At 65.7% G+C, this 18,052-nt stretch carries 16 protein-coding genes and 1 pseudogene; 4 read left to right on the top strand and 13 right to left on the bottom strand.

Going from position 1 to position 18,052, the window contains the following annotated elements; all coding sequences use genetic code 11:
• Positions 1-42: 42 nt before the first annotated feature.
• The gene (locus tag ABRP17_RS08665; protein ID WP_349985408.1) at positions 43-2,064 is read right to left on the bottom strand and encodes a hypothetical protein; all 2,022 of its coding nucleotides are present in this window, start codon (positions 2,062-2,064) and stop codon (positions 43-45) included.
• Between the two features lie 537 nt (positions 2,065-2,601).
• On the opposite strand from ABRP17_RS08665, the gene ABRP17_RS08660 reads away from it, so the two are divergent.
• The gene (locus tag ABRP17_RS08660) at positions 2,602-3,006 is read left to right on the top strand and encodes a hypothetical protein (RefSeq protein ID WP_349985407.1); all 405 of its coding nucleotides are present in this window, start codon (positions 2,602-2,604) and stop codon (positions 3,004-3,006) included.
• 70 nt (positions 3,007-3,076) lie between these two features.
• Here the strand turns inward: ABRP17_RS08660 and ABRP17_RS08655 are convergent, their stop codons facing one another.
• The 3 genes and pseudogenes from ABRP17_RS08655 to ABRP17_RS08645 all read right to left on the bottom strand — a co-directional run bounded on the left by ABRP17_RS08655 (position 3,077) and on the right by ABRP17_RS08645 (position 4,409).
• Positions 3,077-3,388, bottom strand: a complete 312-nt coding sequence (locus ABRP17_RS08655) for a hypothetical protein (protein WP_372486938.1) — start codon at positions 3,386-3,388, stop codon at positions 3,077-3,079.
• 342 nt (positions 3,389-3,730) lie between these two features.
• A pseudogene (locus ABRP17_RS08650) lies at positions 3,731-3,911 on the bottom strand (transposase); the annotation flags it as partial.
• 15 nt (positions 3,912-3,926) lie between these two features.
• On the bottom strand, positions 3,927-4,409 hold the full coding sequence (locus tag ABRP17_RS08645; RefSeq protein WP_188325584.1) for an Lrp/AsnC family transcriptional regulator: 483 nt from the start codon (positions 4,407-4,409) through the stop codon (positions 3,927-3,929).
• 125 nt (positions 4,410-4,534) lie between these two features.
• On the opposite strand from ABRP17_RS08645, the gene phhA reads away from it, so the two are divergent.
• Positions 4,535-5,428: a phenylalanine 4-monooxygenase gene (gene phhA, locus ABRP17_RS08640; RefSeq protein WP_349985405.1), complete on the top strand. Its 894-nt coding sequence runs from the start codon at positions 4,535-4,537 to the stop codon at positions 5,426-5,428.
• Between the two features lie 155 nt (positions 5,429-5,583).
• On the opposite strand, the gene ABRP17_RS08635 is transcribed toward phhA, so the two are convergent.
• The 9 genes from ABRP17_RS08635 to ABRP17_RS08595 form a co-directional block, all read right to left on the bottom strand.
• Positions 5,584-6,687: a GDSL-type esterase/lipase family protein gene (locus ABRP17_RS08635; RefSeq protein WP_349985404.1), complete on the bottom strand. Its 1,104-nt coding sequence runs from the start codon at positions 6,685-6,687 to the stop codon at positions 5,584-5,586.
• Between the two features lie 213 nt (positions 6,688-6,900).
• Positions 6,901-7,656, bottom strand: a complete 756-nt coding sequence (kduD, locus tag ABRP17_RS08630; protein WP_188325581.1) for a 2-dehydro-3-deoxy-D-gluconate 5-dehydrogenase KduD — start codon at positions 7,654-7,656, stop codon at positions 6,901-6,903.
• Between the two features lie 84 nt (positions 7,657-7,740).
• Positions 7,741-8,589, bottom strand: coding sequence for a 5-dehydro-4-deoxy-D-glucuronate isomerase (gene kduI / locus ABRP17_RS08625; protein WP_123699973.1), 849 nt, complete (start codon positions 8,587-8,589; stop codon positions 7,741-7,743).
• A gap of 127 nt (positions 8,590-8,716) precedes the next feature.
• Positions 8,717-9,778 carry a LacI family DNA-binding transcriptional regulator gene (locus tag ABRP17_RS08620; protein WP_188325580.1) on the bottom strand — a complete coding sequence of 354 codons (1,062 nt, stop codon included), beginning with the start codon at positions 9,776-9,778 and terminating at the stop codon, positions 8,717-8,719.
• Between the two features lie 39 nt (positions 9,779-9,817).
• On the bottom strand, positions 9,818-11,359 hold the full coding sequence (locus ABRP17_RS08615; RefSeq protein ID WP_349985444.1) for a family 43 glycosylhydrolase: 1,542 nt from the start codon (positions 11,357-11,359) through the stop codon (positions 9,818-9,820).
• Positions 11,360-11,478: 119 nt separating this feature from the next.
• A complete protein-coding gene (locus tag ABRP17_RS08610; RefSeq protein WP_349985403.1) occupies positions 11,479-12,762 on the bottom strand; it encodes a TRAP transporter large permease in 1,284 nt (427 codons plus the stop codon).
• Position 12,763: 1 nt separating this feature from the next.
• A complete protein-coding gene (locus tag ABRP17_RS08605; RefSeq protein ID WP_188325577.1) occupies positions 12,764-13,309 on the bottom strand; it encodes a TRAP transporter small permease in 546 nt (181 codons plus the stop codon).
• A 10-nt stretch (positions 13,310-13,319) separates the two neighbouring features.
• Positions 13,320-14,321, bottom strand: coding sequence for a TRAP transporter substrate-binding protein (locus tag ABRP17_RS08600; RefSeq protein ID WP_192081966.1), 1,002 nt, complete (start codon positions 14,319-14,321; stop codon positions 13,320-13,322).
• A gap of 37 nt (positions 14,322-14,358) precedes the next feature.
• The gene (locus ABRP17_RS08595; protein WP_349985443.1) at positions 14,359-15,168 is read right to left on the bottom strand and encodes a 2-keto-4-pentenoate hydratase; all 810 of its coding nucleotides are present in this window, start codon (positions 15,166-15,168) and stop codon (positions 14,359-14,361) included.
• A gap of 178 nt (positions 15,169-15,346) precedes the next feature.
• Between ABRP17_RS08595 and ABRP17_RS08590 the strand changes: the two genes are divergently transcribed.
• Positions 15,347-16,345 carry an alpha/beta hydrolase gene (locus tag ABRP17_RS08590; RefSeq protein ID WP_349985402.1) on the top strand — a complete coding sequence of 333 codons (999 nt, stop codon included), beginning with the start codon at positions 15,347-15,349 and terminating at the stop codon, positions 16,343-16,345.
• The gene (locus ABRP17_RS08585) at positions 16,342-17,964 is read left to right on the top strand and encodes a carboxylesterase family protein (RefSeq protein WP_349985401.1); all 1,623 of its coding nucleotides are present in this window, start codon (positions 16,342-16,344) and stop codon (positions 17,962-17,964) included. Before ABRP17_RS08590 ends, ABRP17_RS08585 begins: the two co-directional genes overlap by 4 nt.
• Positions 17,965-18,052: the final 88 nt, after the last annotated feature.

Here is an 18,052-nt window from a genome sequence, read left to right as displayed (position 1 = left end):
CCGAGCCGCGCTCGGCGGCCGTTGCCTCTGCCATACACCAGGTCAGCGCGGCTTGACGTGGCCTGCCGCCCGGCGCCGTTCCATGCGCTGGGTTTCCTTCGACTGGGCGTGGCGCTGCGCGCTGAGCTGCAACTGCTCCATCGCATCGTCCGGCAACCACAGCTGCTGGCTGCCGCGCGTCAGCGCCAGATACGCCGCGCGCACCGGACTGTGCTGCTGGCGTGTGTCATAGCCGGTGACGAAGCAGCAGGCGGACATGGACACCCTGTCGAACTGCAGGTTCTTCGCATGCTGGGCCAGGCACAACACGACCGTCGCGTCCTGTTCTGGAACGAGCGTGGCCAGCAGGCGCTCCAGCGCCGCACTGTCGAACCCACTTGAGAACAGCACCGGTATGTCCGCCAGCCCGCGCTCTTCGCAGGCCTCGACGAAGCGTTCCCAGCGGTGGGACGATTCGCCACGGCCGACGCTGCGCCACGCCTCGATCGGCGCCTGCGCCTCTTTGTGCAGCACACGTGCCGATGCCGGATGGACATGCACGCGGGCGCCCTGCTCCATCAACTGGTGCGCCTCCTGCAGCAGCCGCCACAGGCTGCCGTAGATGCGCGCCCCGTGTACGGGCACCTGTGACCAGGCCGTGTAGCGACGCACACCCGTAGCGCGGTCGCTCGCCCCCATGAAGCGTTCACTGGTGCCGCCCAGGTCGTCCAGCGCCAGCGACTGATTCACCAGTCCATCGACCTGGCTGCCCTGGCGTACCGATTGACTCATTTCCAGCATCTTCGATGACGACCAGCGCGAGGCGCGCCCGACCAGCCGCTGATGCGGATCGCCCAGGCTGACCACGCCCGGCGCATGGCGCGCCAGCACGTCCTTCCAGGCCGGGCTGAGCTCATGCGCTTCGTCCACCAACAGCATGCCCAGTTCCACCGGCGGCGCCACGCCCTGCAGCCACAGCCACTTGCCCAGGTGGCCGGTGTTGAGGCTCAGGCAACCGCCCTTCTGCACGGCAGGGTCGAACATGCAGCGCCACACGTGTTCGGCGGCCGCCACGTAGGGCGCGGCATCGAGCATCGCCCACGGCAGTGAGCGGTCGAAATGCACGGCCTGCACCTGCGCTGCGGAGGACGCGCACCAGCGGTTGATGCCGTCCAGCGCGGTCATCAGCACCTGCTCGGGCACGCGCTGGCCGATACCCTGCACACCGATGCGACGGGCGATTTCCCACAGCGGCACCGTGCTCAACCGATAGGTCGGCACGAAGCCCTTGCTGCGTCCGCTGCGCGCGGCCTGCTGCACCATCAGGTTGGCCAGTTCGATCTGGGTCAGCAGGCGCGTGGCGGCCTCGCTGGGCATGCGTGGGCGGAAGGCCTCCACCTGCCCCCGCGAAGGCGCGATGTAGGTGTAACGGCCGGGCCGCGCATCCATCAGCGCCAGCACCAGATGACTCTTGCCCGTCCCCGCGTAGGCCTCCAGATCGATCAGCTCGTCCGGATTGGCGGCGATGGCACGCAGCACACGGGCCTGTTCCGAGGTGTACAGGCCGTTGCGCTCGATGGCCGGTACCGCCGCTTGGCGATCCTCTTGGTCGGCTTCCGGATCGGCCTGCTCGTCCTCATCGTCCGGCGCCGCCGTAGCCGGGTAGCGGATGGTGTGCTCGGCCAGCGTGGTCAGGCACGCCGCCTGGAAATCGGCGCCAGGATAGGCGGCAGGCGACTGCACGATGAAGGCATCGACGACCTCGTCCGGTGCCAGCAGCACGCCATGTGCTGCCAAGTCCTGCAGCCATGCATCGAGATCGGGCTGTCCCGCGCCGCCCTTGCCGGCCAGCTGCGCGGCCACCGCACTGCCCTCGCCTGCCGCGAACAGCGCGCAGGCGTCGTGCAACAGGCGTTCAAGCTGGCCGACCGACTGCGGCTGGGTGCGGCACAGCGACGCGGCCAGCAGGCCGGCCTGTTCCAAGGGCGTCGCCGGCGGCGTGCCACGTGCCAGGTGCTGGGCCAGTGAGCGCCGTCGCAGCGGCAGGAAACGGGTGGTGAACGAAAGGTGCGCGGTATCGGGCATATCAAGGTTCGAAAGAGGTGCTGCAGCCAACGCCCCTGTTCGACGCTACCGCTGGCGACGATGCTCGGCTACCGCAGCCCCGCCGTCAAACGGGCTCATTCAAGTTGGGATTCAGGGCGGCGTGCGGGGAAGTCATCCAGTCGCGTCGTAGATGTACCCGTATGGGGCGGGACGATGACGAAAAGGCAGCCAAACCGTTGGCCTTATCGACCCTCAGTGCATGAGCCGTTAAGCGGTGCCGGACTTCGCAGTTTTCCTCATGGACGCAGGCACTTGGCGCTGCGCACGATGACCACGCTGGAGCCACGGGGCTGCAGCCGGGATTGCCATCCTGTTCGCGTTTTCCGACTGTTGACTCTGTTCTGCCCTGCGGGGCACGGCGGAGAATGCACTGCATCGCCTATCGGTTTCATGGCAGGCGATGCGGGGGATCCCTGATCCGCCGGTTAATGGTCGTAGACGCCCGGTATGGCAACCCGCATCGCCCGCCACCTGTTGCCCCTTCGGCGCAGGTGGCCTCACTGCGAGGTTCTGCCGTTGACTCCCGACCACCCCCTTACCTCCGCGCATCTTGCCTCCCTGCTGGGCGAGCAGATTCACGACGTGCCGCAGAAGTTCATCGAAACGCTGGAACGCCGTCTGCAGCAGTACGCCACCGAGCATCCTGCGAGCACACGCCTGACCCACCTGACGCTGGTGCCGTCGCTGCCCGCACCGGATACAGATCCGTCCGCAGAGCTGGAGCGCTTGGGTAAAGTGGCCGTACCGATCCGCGTGATGCAGGCACTGGACGCCGCGCTGGAGATCCTGCACGCCGAGCACATTGCACGCTGCGATGGCGATACCGCGTCGCTGCTCGGCGAGCATCTGGTGGATGGGCTGCTGGTCGCCGGGCGCGAATTGATCAAGGCCTCCGCCGGGCGGCAATTGGACGCGCGATGAGCGTGGGTGGCGCGGGACGAATGCTCTACGGGTGATGGCTGATCAGCTCAACGCTTGCCTGCTCTAGTTGTCACTCTTGGGCGGGGACCGGCGGAAACCAGTCGTTGAGTGTTTTTCCACCAATTCGAGACCGGATCGAGAGATAGGTAATTTCACCTTCAACGTATCTTGAAAGTTCCTCATTGACCTCACGAACCTTCTCGCCAAGTCCCTCGTCAAAACCGGCTTGACCTCGGGGCATGAAGCCGAGGCTCAGATCGATCCAGATGAAGCCTGTCGCAGGTTCGGGATTTATCTTTACAGAGATTGATTTTTCTTGCCCTGGCAGTCGTTCCATCTGATCGACATACCTTTGTAAATCAGGTTCGACTTGCTCCAGCACACGTATTCCGGCAGGCGTGATAGTCCTCTCTGCACGGAGACGCGGGGGCTCGGCCAAGACCGTGTAGGGCGCGACAAGGCTTGCAAGAAGAAGCAACGCCGTGTGTCGTAAAAGAATCCTATTCCTTAGATCCATTTTCGCTCTCCATTTGGACGTATTTTTCTAACGCAGTGACGCGCTTGCGGGCATAGTTGCAGTGACGGTGGACGCCTTTAAGGACGGTCTAGAAAGATCGCCCACATCGCTGGATTCGAGAACCGGGCGGCTCCCGCGCCTCACCTGCGCATTCGATTCTTGGGGAGCAGGATTCTGAAGATGCCCTTTGGATACCTCCAGACGGATCTATCCTTGGGCCGGCACGAACTGCCGACGGGTTATTACCAGATTGGACAGCAAACAGCGTCAGCACCTGCGCGCTGTTCTTGGCCAAGCCACGGTAACGCACCTTGGTGTAGCCGAACTGGCGCTTGATGATGCGGAAGGGATGCTTCACCTTTGCTCGCAAGCTGGCTTTGCGACGCTGCCGAGCACGCCACGCTTATTCCAGCTGCGCCAGCGGCAGCGCGCGGAAGGGCTTGACCGTGCGCAGCACGAAGCTGGAGTTGACGTCCGCCACGCCGGAGGCGTTGAGCAGCTTGTCCAGCAGGAAGTTGGAGAAATGCTCCAGGTCGCGCACATAGATCTGCAGCAGGTAATCCATGTCACCGGTCAGCGCATGGCAGGCCACGACCTCATCCCATTCCACCACACTGTCAGCGAAGCGGGCGATGGCGGCCTGATCGTGCTTTTCCAGCTGCACGCGGACGAATGCCTGCAGACCCAGACCGATCAGCTTGGGTGCCAGCCGCGCGCCATACCCGGCGATGATCCCTTCGCCTTCCAGCCGCTGCAGACGACGCAGGCAGGCCGAGGGGGACAGGTTCACCCGCCCGGCCAGCTCGGCATTGGGGGCGCGGCCGTCGCGCTGGATCTCCGCCAGCAGCCGTAGATCCGTGCGGTCGAACTGGACTTCAGCTGCCATTGCTGCCTCGCAACATGGGACGTGCGCAATGATATTGCGCCATGTCGGCTTGAGCGCGCAACTTTGCAACCCTGTTGCGCGTCCCCTGCCCTAGCATCGACACATACCCGTCAAGAGTGGAACCCATGGACCAGAGCATCCCCCGCCGCGTCGAGCACCAGCAGACCGACAAGGGCTATGTGCCGGTCTATACCACCGCCATCGTGGACCAGCCCTGGGACAGCTACAGCGCCGATGACCATGCGACCTGGGCGACGCTGTTCGAGCGCCAGCGCGCGCTGCTGGTCGGCCGTGCCTGCCAGGAGTTCCTTGATGCGCAGGATGCGATGGGCATGAGCGCCGACCGTATTCCGCGCTTCGAGCAGCTCAACGAGGCCTTGGCGGCGGCTACCGGCTGGACGCTGGTTGGTGTCGAAGGCCTGCTGCCGGAGCTGGATTTCTTCGATCATCTGGCCAACCGCCGCTTCCCGGTGACGTGGTGGATCCGTCGCCCGGACCAGATTGATTACATCGCCGAGCCGGACATGTTCCATGACCTGTTCGGGCACGTGCCGCTGCTGATGAATCCGGTGTTCGCCGACTACATGGAGGCTTACGGCCGTGGCGGCGTCAAGGCGCATGCACTGGGCCCGGACGCGCTGCAGAACCTGACCCGGTTGTACTGGTACACGGTGGAGTTCGGGCTGATCAACACATCCGAGGGACTGCGCATCTACGGCGCTGGCATCGTGTCGTCGAAGGGCGAGTCGCTGTACTCCCTGGAATCGGCCGCTCCCAACCGCATCGGCTTCGACCTGGAACGCATCATGCGCACGCAGTACCGCATCGACACGTTCCAGAAGACCTACTTCGTGATCGACAGCTTCGAGCAGCTGATGCAGGCCACGGCCCCGGACTTCACCCCGATCTATGCGGGATTGGCCGAGCAGCCGCAGCTGCCGGCTGGTGATGTGCAGGCTGACGACCGTGTGGTCCATAAGGGCACGGGCGAAGGCTGGGCGACGGGCGGCGACGTCTGAGGTTGTGGGTGTGCGGTGTGGGTGGTGCTGACTGGTTACCTCGGTTGGTTACCTCGACTGGTAGAGCCGACTTCAGTCGGCTGCTTCGCCATGGACGAACAGCAGCCGACTGAAGTCGGCTCTACCGGTCTGCTCTTCCCGGTTGGGTGTACCCGTCAGCGCGGGTATGCGAGCAGCACCACGAGGTCATGCTCGCCGCGCTGCTGCAGCGCGTGGTGACTGCCGGTGCGGGTCAGCAAGGAGTGCCCTGCACGCACGTCGTACTGCTTGCCATCCAGCACGTAGGATCCTTCGCCGCTGACGATGTAATAGATCTCGTCCTTGTGCTGCGGATGCAGGCCGATCCCTGCCCCTTTGTGCAGCACGCGTTTGCGCAGCACGAACGGCAGGCCCTCGGCGTCGGCGAAGAACGGGTAGGCCGTGGTCGGGCCCGCGCCGCCGTGCGGACCGGGCTGGAGGCGTGCGATGTCGTCCTCATGCACGACCTGCGACGGTCGCTGGGGGTCGGCCCCCTGCCCTGCAGCGCCGTCGACATCGCAGTCGATGTCGCGCACCAGCGCGGGCTTCAGTTCCGGCTGCAACGCCACCCAGTCGCGCAGCACCAGGCACGCCACGGCCGTCGCGCCAGCGGTGCTGAAATGGGTGCCATCGGCCTTCTGTTGTTCCGGCACGAACAGGAAGTACGGCTTGGCGCCCTGCTCGCCCAGCGCGCGGATCCAGCGCGTGGAACTGCCGTTGAGGTCGATCAGCGCGATGTCCTCGCGCGCGGCCAACTGCTTCATCGCCGCGGTGTATACCCCATGCGTGTCCAGCAGCGAACCGAAGTCGTACAGCAGCCGCGCCACCGGCGTGATCAAGATCGGCGTAGCGCCCTGCTCGCGTGCCAACTGCACGTAGCGCATCAGGAAGGTGGCGTAGTCGCCGGCAGGATCGGTGTAGCGCGTGGGGTCTTCGAACTTCGCATCGTTGTGGCCGAACTGGATCAGCAGCACATCGCCTTTGCGGAGTTCACCGGCGATGGCATCCAGCCGCCCTTCGGCGATGAAACTGCGGGTGCTGCGCCCGCCCTTTGCATGATTGCGCACCTCGATGCGCGCCGGATCCAGATAGCTCTGCACCATCTGCCCCCAGCCCGCCTGCGGCGCCCGCTCCGGCCCATACGGGGCCGCAGTCGAATCCCCGGCAATGAACACCCGCACCGGCGCCGCCTGCGCGGCAGCAGCGAACGACAGCAAGAACAGCAGCATCAGGCGCAGCATGATCTGGCTCCTTGGCATGCGTTACCGGCAAGGGCCGGCATTACCGGGGTAAATCTGGAGGAGAGCCCCCTGAGTCAGGGGTCGACCGCGAAGCGGTGGGGGTCTGGAGCGCCAGCGCGCTGGACACTGCAGGAGCAGTGTCCAACGTTGCATCGCGACGGCCCGAAGGGCGCCCGCCACGGATGGTGGGCGTCATGCGATGGTGCTAACGCGTTACCGCGCCAGCCAGCCACCATCAACCGGCAGCACCGCACCGTTGACGTAGTCCGACGCCGACGAGGACAGGAACACCGCCGCGCCGGCCAGGTCCTCCGGATTGCCCCAGCGTGCAGCGGGGATGCGGTCCAGGATCGACTTGTTGCGGTCTGCATCGGCGCGCAGTGCGGCGGTGTTGTCCGTCGCCATGTAGCCCGGTGCGATGGCATTGACGTTGATGCCCTTGCCTGCCCATTCGTTGGCCAGCAGCCGGGTGATGCCGGCGATGCCGCTCTTGCTGGCGGTGTAGGACGGCACGCGCACGCCACCCTGGAAGGACAGCATGGAGGCAATGTTGACGATCTTGCCGTGGCCCTGTGCGATGAAGTGCCGGCCGGCCGCCTGCGAGATGAAGAAGGCGGACTTGATATTGACGTTCATCACGTCGTCCCAGTCCTGCTCGGTGAAGTCCACCGCATCGGCACGACGGATCAGCCCGGCATTGTTCACCAGGATATCCAGGCCACCCAGGCCCTCGATGGTTTCGCGCACGACGCGCTCCACCGGCTCGATGCTGATCAGGTTGGCTTCGATCGCCAGGCAGCGACGGCCCAGTGCGGTGATCTTCGCCACGGTGTCGGTCGGCGGTGCGATGCCGGCCACGGCCACGTCGGCGCCTGCGGCGGCCAGTGCCACGGCGATACCCTGCCCCAGGCCGGTATTGCCACCGGTGACCAGCGCGACCTTGCCTTCCAGACTGAACGGATTAGCCATTGATGCATTCCTTTTGGGTACGTGCCTTGCCGGCACGGATGACGGACCGCCGCCGGCCACCGGGCCGACGGCGATGCGGATGCCTTACTTGAGCTGGCAGATGTCCAGCACGTGCATGTCGGTGTAATCCAGGTTCTCGCCACCCATCGCCCAGATGAAGGCGTAGTTGCTGGTGCCGGCACCCATGTGGATCGACCACGGCGGGGAGACCACCGCTTCGTTGTTCTGGATGACGATGTGGCGCTGTGCTTCCGGCTCGCCCATGAAGTGGTACACGCGGTCGTTCTGGCCCAGGTCGAAGTAGAAATACACTTCGCTGCGACGGTCGTGCAGGTGCGGCGGCATGGTGTTCCAGACGCTGCCCGGCTTCAGCACGGTCAGGCCCAGCAGCAGCTGCGACGACTGGCAGGTGGCCGGCACGATGTACTGGTAGATGGTGCGCTCGTTGCTGGTTTCCAGCGCGCCACGGTCCAAAGCCACAGCGTCCTTGATCGACAACGCCTTGGTCTCGAAGCGCGCATGCGCCGGGGTCGAGGCCAGGTAGAACTGCGCCGGGTTGGCCGCATCGTCCGAAGCGAACACCACGTCTTCGCTGCCCATGGCCACGTACAGGCCGTCCTTCGGACCCAGCGTGAACACGGTGCCGTCCACGGTGATGGTGCCGCTACCGCTGCCGACGTTGATCACGCCCAGCTCGCGACGTTCCAGGAAGGCGTGGCCGGCAGCCGAAGCAGGCTCGGTCTGCTTCGGCAGCGATACCGGACCGTTGACCGGGGCGGCACCGCCGAGCACGAAGCGCTCGTAATGGGTGTACTTCAGGGTCACCGCATCAGCGTTGAACAGGCCATCAAGCAGGTACAGGTCACGCAGGTCGTCATTGCTGGCGCCCTTGATGGCATCGGGATGGGTGGCGTAATGGGTCTTGCAGTACATGGCTTCTCCAGAGCAGGGGGCGGGCCGATGGGTCGGCTCCCGCGCGGTTCGATGGCTAGTCTAGCGGTCATGGACACCGGTGTCATTTTGCAGCGCAAGGTAGCGCTGCGACATGACGGGGGGTCCTTCAGTCGTCCTGTGGCGGCTGGCAGGAATCGCGCACGATCAGGTGCGGGCGCACGCTGGCGATCTGCATGGCGGGCTGGCCGTCAGGCTGAATCAGCATCGCCGCGGCGGTACGGCCGGTGTCCCGGGTGTGGCGGCGTACCGATGTCAGCGACGGCCACAGGCGCGAGGCCAGCGGGCTGTCGTCGTAGCCGATGATCGACAGCTCGCGCGGGATGTTGATACCTGCGCGCAGCGCCACCTTGTAGATACCAGCGGCCATTTCGTCGTTGCCGGTGAAGATCGCGGTCGGCCGCTTCTTGCCCAGCAGCAGCTTTTCCGCTGCGGCCACGCCGGATTCAAAGGTATAACCCGCTTCAACGATGCGGTCCTTCGGCAGCTCGATGCCGCGCTTTGCCAGCGCATCGATGAATCCCGAGGTGCGCTCGTGGGCGGAGCGATACGCGCTCGGTCCGGTGACCAGGGCGATATCGCGGTGCCCCAGTGACAGCAGGTAGTCGGCCGCTTCGGCCGCACCATCGCGGTCATGGGTGACCACCATCTGCGAGGTCTCATCCAGCGGCAGCGAGGCGATGCGGGTAAACCGGCAGCCGATCTCCTGCAGCGCGTCGGCCAGGGCCTGGTCTTCGGATGCGCGTGGCACCAGGATCACCCCATGCAGCTTCTGCTGCTGCACGAAGCGGCACACGCCTTCGATATAACCGGGGCTGCGGCTGTCACAGGGGTGCACCACCAGCTCGAAACTGGAGCCCCTAAGGGCATCGAGTGCGCCGTACTGCATGTCCACGATGTACTGCGCGGTGGGGTTGTCGTAGACCATGCCGATCAGGAACGAGCGGCGGAAGGCCAAGCCACGCGCCAGCGGGTCGGGCGTGTAACCGACCTCGCGCATCAGGGTTTCGACTTTCTCGCGCGTGTCCTTGCGCACCAGCGGCGAGTTGTTGATGATCCGCGAAACCGTTTTCTTGGACACCCCCGACAGTCGCGCGATGTCATTGATCGTGGCCGCCTTGCCCTTCATCACTGCCGGCTTGACGGCATCGTTCTTGTTGCGCACTGACATGTCTTCAACCCGAGGTGTCCGAAGATTCTAGCCGCGCGCTCAGTCGAGCGCGCGGTAGCGGAAATTGCGGAAGGTGACGGCGCCGTCGCCGGCGGCGTAGATCGCCGGCTTGAGGGCCAGGAACTTGCCTGCCACATTGTGATGGTAACCGGACACTTCCATCTGAACCGGGTACTTCACCCAGGTCCGGCCGTCGGTGCTGGAGTGGATGGTGACGATGTGGCGGTTGTTGGTGACCCGCAGCCAGAGCTTGCCGCCGGTGGTGCTGGGTGCCAGCCGGGTGGGGCGCTCCTCGCCGTAGCGGTGCATGATGAACTTCTCGCCATTGCTGCCCACGCCCACGTACAGGCGGTCGCTGTAGTACAGCAGGGCGCCGCCCACTGCGCCGGGCGCGACGTCCATCTCGACCTCGAACTGGTAGGCCTTGTCACCGGCGATGGCGGTCAGCGGGGAGCTGTCACGCGGGGTCTCACCCTTGCCCTGCAGCACCAGGCCCTTGCCGGTGAAGTCCAGCCGCTTGTATTCATCCTGGGCCGGATTGAAGAAGGACCACTGCGGGCCGAGTTTGCCGCCGGTGAAACGGTCCGACAGGGCCATGCCGTGCTGGCCGACCGTCTCGCCGGATGGCTTGCGCAGCGGCTGGCCGAGATCGCCGCCCTTGGCCACGAACCAGCCATCGGCGGTCCATTCGATGGGTTCCAGCAGGGCTTGGCGACCCAGCGTCCAGTACCCGTTCTCGTAGCCGTGGTACATCATCCACCAGCGTCCGTCGGTGCCTTCGATCACCGTGGCATGGCCACGCGACCACCACGGCTCCGCCGCTGACTGGGTCCGCATGATCGGATTGTTCGGTGCATTCACCCACGGTCCGTGGATCGAGCGGGAGCGTGCGGTGATGACCATGTGGCCGGTAGGCGGCCCGGCGGTGCCGCCCACGGCGGTGGTCATGTAGTACCAGCCATCGCGGAAATTGATCTTCGGGCCTTCCTGCGCATAAGCCTCCACGTCCCAGCTTTCCGGATACTTCCAGCCGTCGTAGACGTGTTTGGGCGTGCCCACCACGCTCAGGCCGTCGTCGGCCAACTGCACGTAGTCGCCGCCACTGAGGAACAGGTAGCGCTTGCCGTCTTCGCCGACAGCGTGACCGGGATCGATGTACTTCTCCAGTCCGATGTCGATCGGCTCACTCCACGGACCCTTGATGTCATCGGCCCACACCACGAAGTTGCTGCGCGTTTCACCGGTGCGCGCCGGGAAATAGATGTAGTAACGGCCTTCGTGCTTGATGATGTCCGGCGCCCAGATCGCACCGACATTCTTCGTGATCGCATGCCCCAGGGGCTGCCAGTTGACCAGGTCGCGCGAGTGCCACAGCGGCAGGCCGGGATAGGCGTCGAACGAAGACAGGGTCAGGTAATAATCGTCGCCGTCCTTGAGCACCGACGGATCCGGTCGGTCGCCGGCGAACACCGGATTGAGGAACGTGCCGTTGCCCAGGTCCGCCTGGCGCTGGTTTTCGATGCCGCGCGTCCAGTTCGTGGCGGCTACGGGGCCTGCCGCAGTGGCAAGCGAGGTGGCCATCAGCAGGCCACTGGTCAGCAGGATCTTCAACGTGTGCTTCAACTGCATCGTGGTCCCTCCCAGGATCATGATTTCAAGAACGGAAGGGGGACGACCGCCGGCCGCCCCCTTCGCCTGCATTACGCGCGCAGCAGGTGCGGCAGCCACAACGACAGACCCGGGAAGAAGGCCACGATGAGCAGCACGCCCAAGGCCGCGAACCAGAACGGCCAGATGCTGCGCATGCTTTCACCCACGCTGATCTTGCCGATGGAAGTGCCGATGAACAGCACCGAGCCCACCGGCGGGGTCACCAGGCCGAGGCCACCGGCCAATACCAGCACCAGGCCGAAGTGGATTGGATCGATGCCGTAAGCCTTGGCGACCGGCAGGAAGATCGGCGTACAGATCAGGATCATCGGCGCCAGGTCCATGAAGGTGCCCAGCAGCAGCAGCATGATCACGATCATCAGCAGCACCATGAACTGGCTGTGTGCGAAGGACTGCAGGAAGTCCACTGCGGCCACCGGCACCTGCAGGAACGCCAGCAGCCAGCCGAACACCGCGGCCGTGGCGATCACGAACAGGATCACGCCGGTGCTGCGCGCGGCATGGATGACCGTGCCGAAGAACTCGCGCCACGGCAACTGCCGGTACAGCACGGTGGTGACCAGCAGGGCGTACACCACGGCGATGGCCGCACTCTCCACCGCAGTGAAGATACCGGCGCGGATACCCACGAAGATCAACGCAACCAAGCCCAGGCCGGGCAAGGCGGAGAAGATGCGCAGGGCCACCGCGCGCCAGCCCGGGAACACCTCCACACCGTAGCCGCGACGACGCGCCACGATGTAGCCGGTGATCATCAGCGCCAGCGTCATCAGCAACGCAGGCACGATGCCGGCAGCGAACAGGTCGGCGATGGACAGGCCACCACCGGCAGCGGCCGAGAACAGGATCAGGTTGTGCGACGGCGGCACCAGCAACGCCACCAGCGCGGCGGTGATGCTGACATTGACCGCGAAGTCGCGGTCGTAGCCGCGCTTGACCATCTGCGGGATCATCGTGCCGCCCACCGCGGATACATCGGCGATCGCCGAGCCGGACACACCGCCGAAGAACAGCGAGGACAGGATCGACACCTGGCCCAGACCGCCGCGCATGCGACCGACCAGCGATGAAGCCAAGGAAATCAGGCGCTCGGAGATACCGCCGCGCATCATGATTTCACCGGCGAAGATGAACAGCGGAATGGCGATCAGCGAGGCCGAACCGGTACCGGCGGATATCTGCTGTACCAGCACGATGCTGGGGATATCCAGGTACAGCAGGGTGGCCAGGGCCGCAGCGGCCAGTGCATAGGCGACCGGCACACCCAGCAGCAGCAGGCCGGCAAACACCAGGAAAAGCAGGGTAATACCCATCTCAACGATCTCCTTCAGCGTCAGCGTCGGCCACGACGGCGAGCGGGTAGTGCACCCGCCACGCGCGGTTGAGCGCGAACAACACCATCAACGCACCGCCCAGCGACAGCGGCAGGTAGTTGATGCTCTGCGGCAAGTTGGCCCCTGCGGTCTTGATGTCCAGTCCGTCCTGCAGCAGCACCATCGCCCACACGGCGATGAACCCGCCCAGCACGGCGATCACCAGTTGCACGAAGGTATCCACTACGCGGCGCAGGCCAGCGCTCATGTAGGCGGCCAGCAGGAAAAACCCGAAGTGGCGATTGGTATGCACACCGCAGGCCGCACCCAGGCTCATCGCCGTGCTCAGCAGCAGCAGCGTTACCGGTTCGGTCCAGCTGGGCGAATCGTTCAACACGTAGCGTGCGAACACCTGCCAGCCCTGCACCACCACCAGCCCGAGCAGGGCGGCCACGGCGATGTAGATGGCGATGTCGGCAATGCGGTCCAGCAGGCGCTGGCCGGCACTCAGGGCGATCGGGGCGGTGCCCGTCGTCGTATCGGTCATGGCGGAATCCTCAGGCGAGATCGCGGATGCGGTTGACCATGGCGGCCAGCTCGGGCTGCTTCAGGTACTCCTGCAGCAGCGGATCAGCGGCCTTGCGGAATGCCGCCAGGTCCACCTCGTTGGTCTTGACGCCGAAATCGGTCACGGCCTTGCGCGCTGCGTCCTCCGATGCATCCCACTGCTGGCGCATCACGTTGACCGATGCACGGGCCGTGTCGAGCAGCAGCTGGCGATCAGCCGGTTGCAACTGCTCGAAGCTGGCGCGCGACATCAGCAACACGTCGGGGGCATACGAGTGGTCGCTCTGCGACCAGTAATGCGCGGCTTCGAAATGACGGCTGGAGTGGAAGCTGCGCATGTTGTTTTCCGCACCGTCGATCATGTGCGTTTCCATGCCCGAGAACGTATCGCCCAGCGACATCGGCGTCGGGTTCGCACCGAACAGACGCATCAACTGGATGAAGATGTCCGACGATGCCACGCGCAGCTTCAGGCCGCGCAGGTCGTTCGGCTCCACGATGGGGTGCTTGGTGTTGTAGAAGCAGCGTGCGCCCGAATCGTAGATGGCCAGGCCGACAAGATCGCGCGTCTCGAAGCTGCGCAGCACCGCGTCGGCCACGCCGCCGTCCAGTGCGGCACGCATGTGCGCCACCGAGTTGAACACATACGGCAGGCACAGGGCCTGGGTGAGCGGGAATGCATTGTTGAGTGCACCGGAATACACACGGGTGATGTCGATGGCACCAAAGCGCGCCATGTCGATCGCCTCGGACTCGCGACCCAGCTGGCCGGAGTGGTACTGGCGCAGGCGCAGGCGGCCACCGGTTTCGCGGGCCAGGGTCTCGCCGATCCACTTCACCGCAGTCACGGTGGGGTAATCGGCGATATGGACATCGGTCGCGGTGAGCAGGTGCCCACCGGCCACGCTGTCGCCGGCTTTGCTGCAGCCTGCCAGGACCGGCGCAGCAAGCGCGCCGAGGCTGGTGGCAAGGAAGTTTCTACGTGTGATCATCTGCGCCCTCCCGCGCGTGTTCACCTGGCCGGCGCGGTCATCCCGCTGCCACGGCCCGGCAGGCAATGTCTCCGAAACCAGCGAACCGCACCACTGCCGTCTGGCCTACGCTGATGTCGTGGATACCGGTCGCATTGCCGGTTGCGATGAGCTCGCCGCGCTTGAGCGGGCGGCCACGCTTGGCCGAGCGGGACAAGGCAAAGGCGATGGCGGTACGCAGGCCGCCGGGCAGACGCGTTGCACCACCGGTGCCGACGACCTCACCTTCGATCAGCGTCTCCGCGCGCAGCTCGCTGTCATCGCGGGTGGTCCAGTCGATGATTTCCGGCCCCAGCAACAGCCCGTTGTTGTTGCCGAAATCAGACACCACCACCAGCGGGCCGAGAATGTTGATGGTCGCCAGCGGGCTGCTGGCCACTTCCACGCCGATGTACAGGCGCGCCGGCAGCGCTTCGGCCTGCTCGGGCGTCCACTCCAGCTGATCAGCCGGTGCATCTTCCAGCAGTTCGATCACGTACTCGGCCTCGACCGCGGCGAAACCTCCTTCGAAGACCGGAATGTCGAGAACTGTTCCACCGGTAGCATTCTGCAGCCGATTGTTGAAGATCGGGCCCAGCAGGCGGTCATCGCCGGACACATCGCGGCGCTCTTCGGCGATGTAGCCGACCTTCCAGCCCACTACGTCATGGCCCCATTCGGCGATGGCCAGGTCCTGCACGTGGTACGCGGTGACCAGGTCGGCGGGGATCGTACCGGGGAAATCAGGCAGGGAAGCGCCTGCACGACGCGCGCCGGTGAAGGCGCTGGCGATGGCGGCCGGGTCGGCCGGTGCGGTTGGCAGGTCCATGTTGCCGGGTTCGTTGCTCAAGGAGGCTCTCCCTTTGGCGTTGTTGCGCTGCGCATCGACAGCGTTCGGATGACGTGTATATGGTAAACCGGTGTCATCTGGCAATGTGCAGTGCGTCAGAAGGCATCCCGGGGTCGGCCCGCAACGACCCGTCCTTCTGTCTGGAGCCTTGCGCCATATGAGATTGCCGTTGTTTCTGCTGCCGTTGTCGCTGATTTCCGCGATGTCGTTGTGCGTATCCGCCGCTGCAGCGCAGCGCGCCGTGTCACCGGTCGAAATGGCGGCCGACGAGGCACCGGGCGAGCGCATCCCGCTGTGGCCCGCAGGTCAGGTTCCGGGCGAACAGGGCACCGCCCGCCCGATGCATGTGGTCGAACGCAGCACCGACCCGGCCCGGCCTGACCGCTATGTCGACCAGGTGGACGCCCCGTGGGTGGTGGTGCATGCGCCTGCGCGGCCCAACGGCAAGGCCGTGCTGGTCATCCCCGGCGGCGGCTACCAGCGCGTGGTGATCGACAAGGAAGGCACCGAGCTGGTTCCGGACTGGGTGGATCGTGCGGGCTACACGTTGTTCGTGCTGCGCTACCGGTTGCCGCAGCAGGGCCGTGATCACCAGGCCGCACTGGCCGACGCGCAGCGCGCGCTGCGCAGGGTGCGCGCCATGGCCTCCGGCCGCGGGCTCGACCCGGATGACATCGCCGTGATGGGGTTCTCCGCCGGTGGCCACGTCGCCGCGCGGCTGGCAACCGGTTTCGATGCCGCCGCGTATCCCCCCGGCGACGCCCAGGATGCGCTCAGTGCCAGGCCGTCACGGGTCGTGCTGGTATATCCCGTGATCGACATGGGCACGCACGCGCACAGCGGCTCGCGGCAGCGCCTGTTGGGTGAGCATCCCGATCGTGCCCTGCAGGACACGTTCTCCCTGCAGACGCAGGTGCGCCGGGACATGCCGCCCACACTGCTGTTGCATGCAGCCGACGATGCAGTGGTCAGCGTGGACAACAGCCTGCTGATGGCGCGTGCCTTGGCCGATGCAGGTGTGGAGTACGAACTGCATGTGTTCGCCCACGGTGGCCACGGCTTCGGCATGCGGGCACCGGTAGATTCCACCACGGCCCTGTGGCCGCAGATCGCGCAGCGCTGGCTGCAGCAGCCGACTCGCAAGGAGCAGCCATGACCGACCTCGCCGACCTGCAGCGCCGCCGCTTCCTCAGCGACAGCGCACGCTGGGCCTTCGCCGCGGCGACGGCTGCCGCATTGCCCAGCGCCTTCGCCCAACCTGCGGCGCGGACGGACAACCAGGTGCTGGCCCGTGTCCGGGGCGGCCGCGTGCGGGGCCAGCGCGAGCAGGGCATCAACGTGTTCCGTGGCCTGCGCTACGGTGCAGATACCGCCGCGTACCGCTTCCAGCCGCCGCGCGCCGAGCTCCCTTGGCGGGGCATCGCCGATGCCCTGGAGTTCGGCAGTGCCGCGCCGCAGGGCGGCAAGGAGGGGCCGGGCAGCGAAGACTGCCTGTTCCTCAACGTGTGGACGCCTGCGCTGGGCGATGGCGGCAAGCGGCCGATTCTGTTCTATATCCACGGCGGCGGCTTCAACAACGGTTCCGGCAGTGATCCGCTGTACGACGGCAGCGCCCTATGCCGTCGCGGTGACGTCGTGGTGGTGACCGTCAACCATCGGCTCAACCTGTTTGGCTATCTGTATCTGGGCGCGATGGGCGACCCACGCTATGCCGCATCCGGCAATGCAGGTCAGCTCGATCTGGTGCAGGCCCTGCAGTGGGTACGCGAGCACGCCGCGACCTTCGGCGGCGATGCGGCCAACATCACCGTGTTCGGCCAATCCGGTGGCGGCGCGAAGATCGCCACGTTGATGGCGATGCCGGCAGCGAAGGGACTGTTCCAGCGCGCGTGGACGATGAGCGGGCAACAGGTGACGGCCGCGGGACCACGCGCCGCCGCGCAGCGCACCGACATCGCCATGAAGGCGGCAGGGGCAGACGACATCGATGCGCTGCTGCGCCTGTCACCGGCCGCGCTGCTGGCAGCGGGCAAGGCACGCGATCCGTCGCGTGTGGAGAACAGCAGCCTGTATCTCGGCCCGGTGCTGGACGACGTGGTCGTGCCGGTGCATCCCTTCTTTCCCGACGCCCCCGCGCAGTCCGCTCACATCCCGATGGTGATCGGCAATACGCGCGATGAGACCCGCGCGTTCCTCGGCAATGATCCGGCCAACCATGAACTGACATGGGGCACGCTGCCGGCGAAGCTGGAGCAGGAGCAGTACGTTGACCTGCGGCCGCAGCGCGTCATCGACGCCTACCGACGCATGTATCCGCAGTACACGCCGTCGCAGGTGTTCTTCGCAGCCACCACCGCAGGCCGTTCGTGGCGCGGGGCCGTGGAAGAACTGGAGGCGCGTGCGCGCCAGCCGGTCGGGGCCGCGCCCACCTGGGCCTACCAGCTGGACTGGGGCTCGCCGCTGGATGGCGGGCGGTTCGGGGCGTTCCATACGCTGGACATCCCGTTGGTGTTCGACAACGCCGGCCAGCCCGGCTCGCGCACCGGCGATGGTCCGGACGCGATGGCGGTCGCCGCGATGATGAGCAGCGCACTCATCCACTTTGCCCGCACCGGCGACCCCAACCATCGGGGCATCGCACGTTGGGAACCGTATGACCTGCCGCGCCGGCAGACCCTGCTGTTCGATACGCGCATCCAGCTGGCCGATGATCCACGTGGCGGCGAGCGCGAACTCTATCGGCAGGCGCCCTTCATGCAGCGCGGCACGTTCTGAGGCGCTGCTGCGCGTGTTTCCCGTTTCCGCCAACCGCTGCCGAGCATGGCTCGGCGACCACGGGATCTCGTTCCGTGGGTGATGACCG

The organism is Stenotrophomonas sp. WHRI 8082, assembly GCF_040223995.2.
Lineage (GTDB): Bacteria > Pseudomonadota > Gammaproteobacteria > Xanthomonadales > Xanthomonadaceae > Stenotrophomonas.
This window is presented reverse-complemented; position numbering and strand designations above follow the sequence as displayed.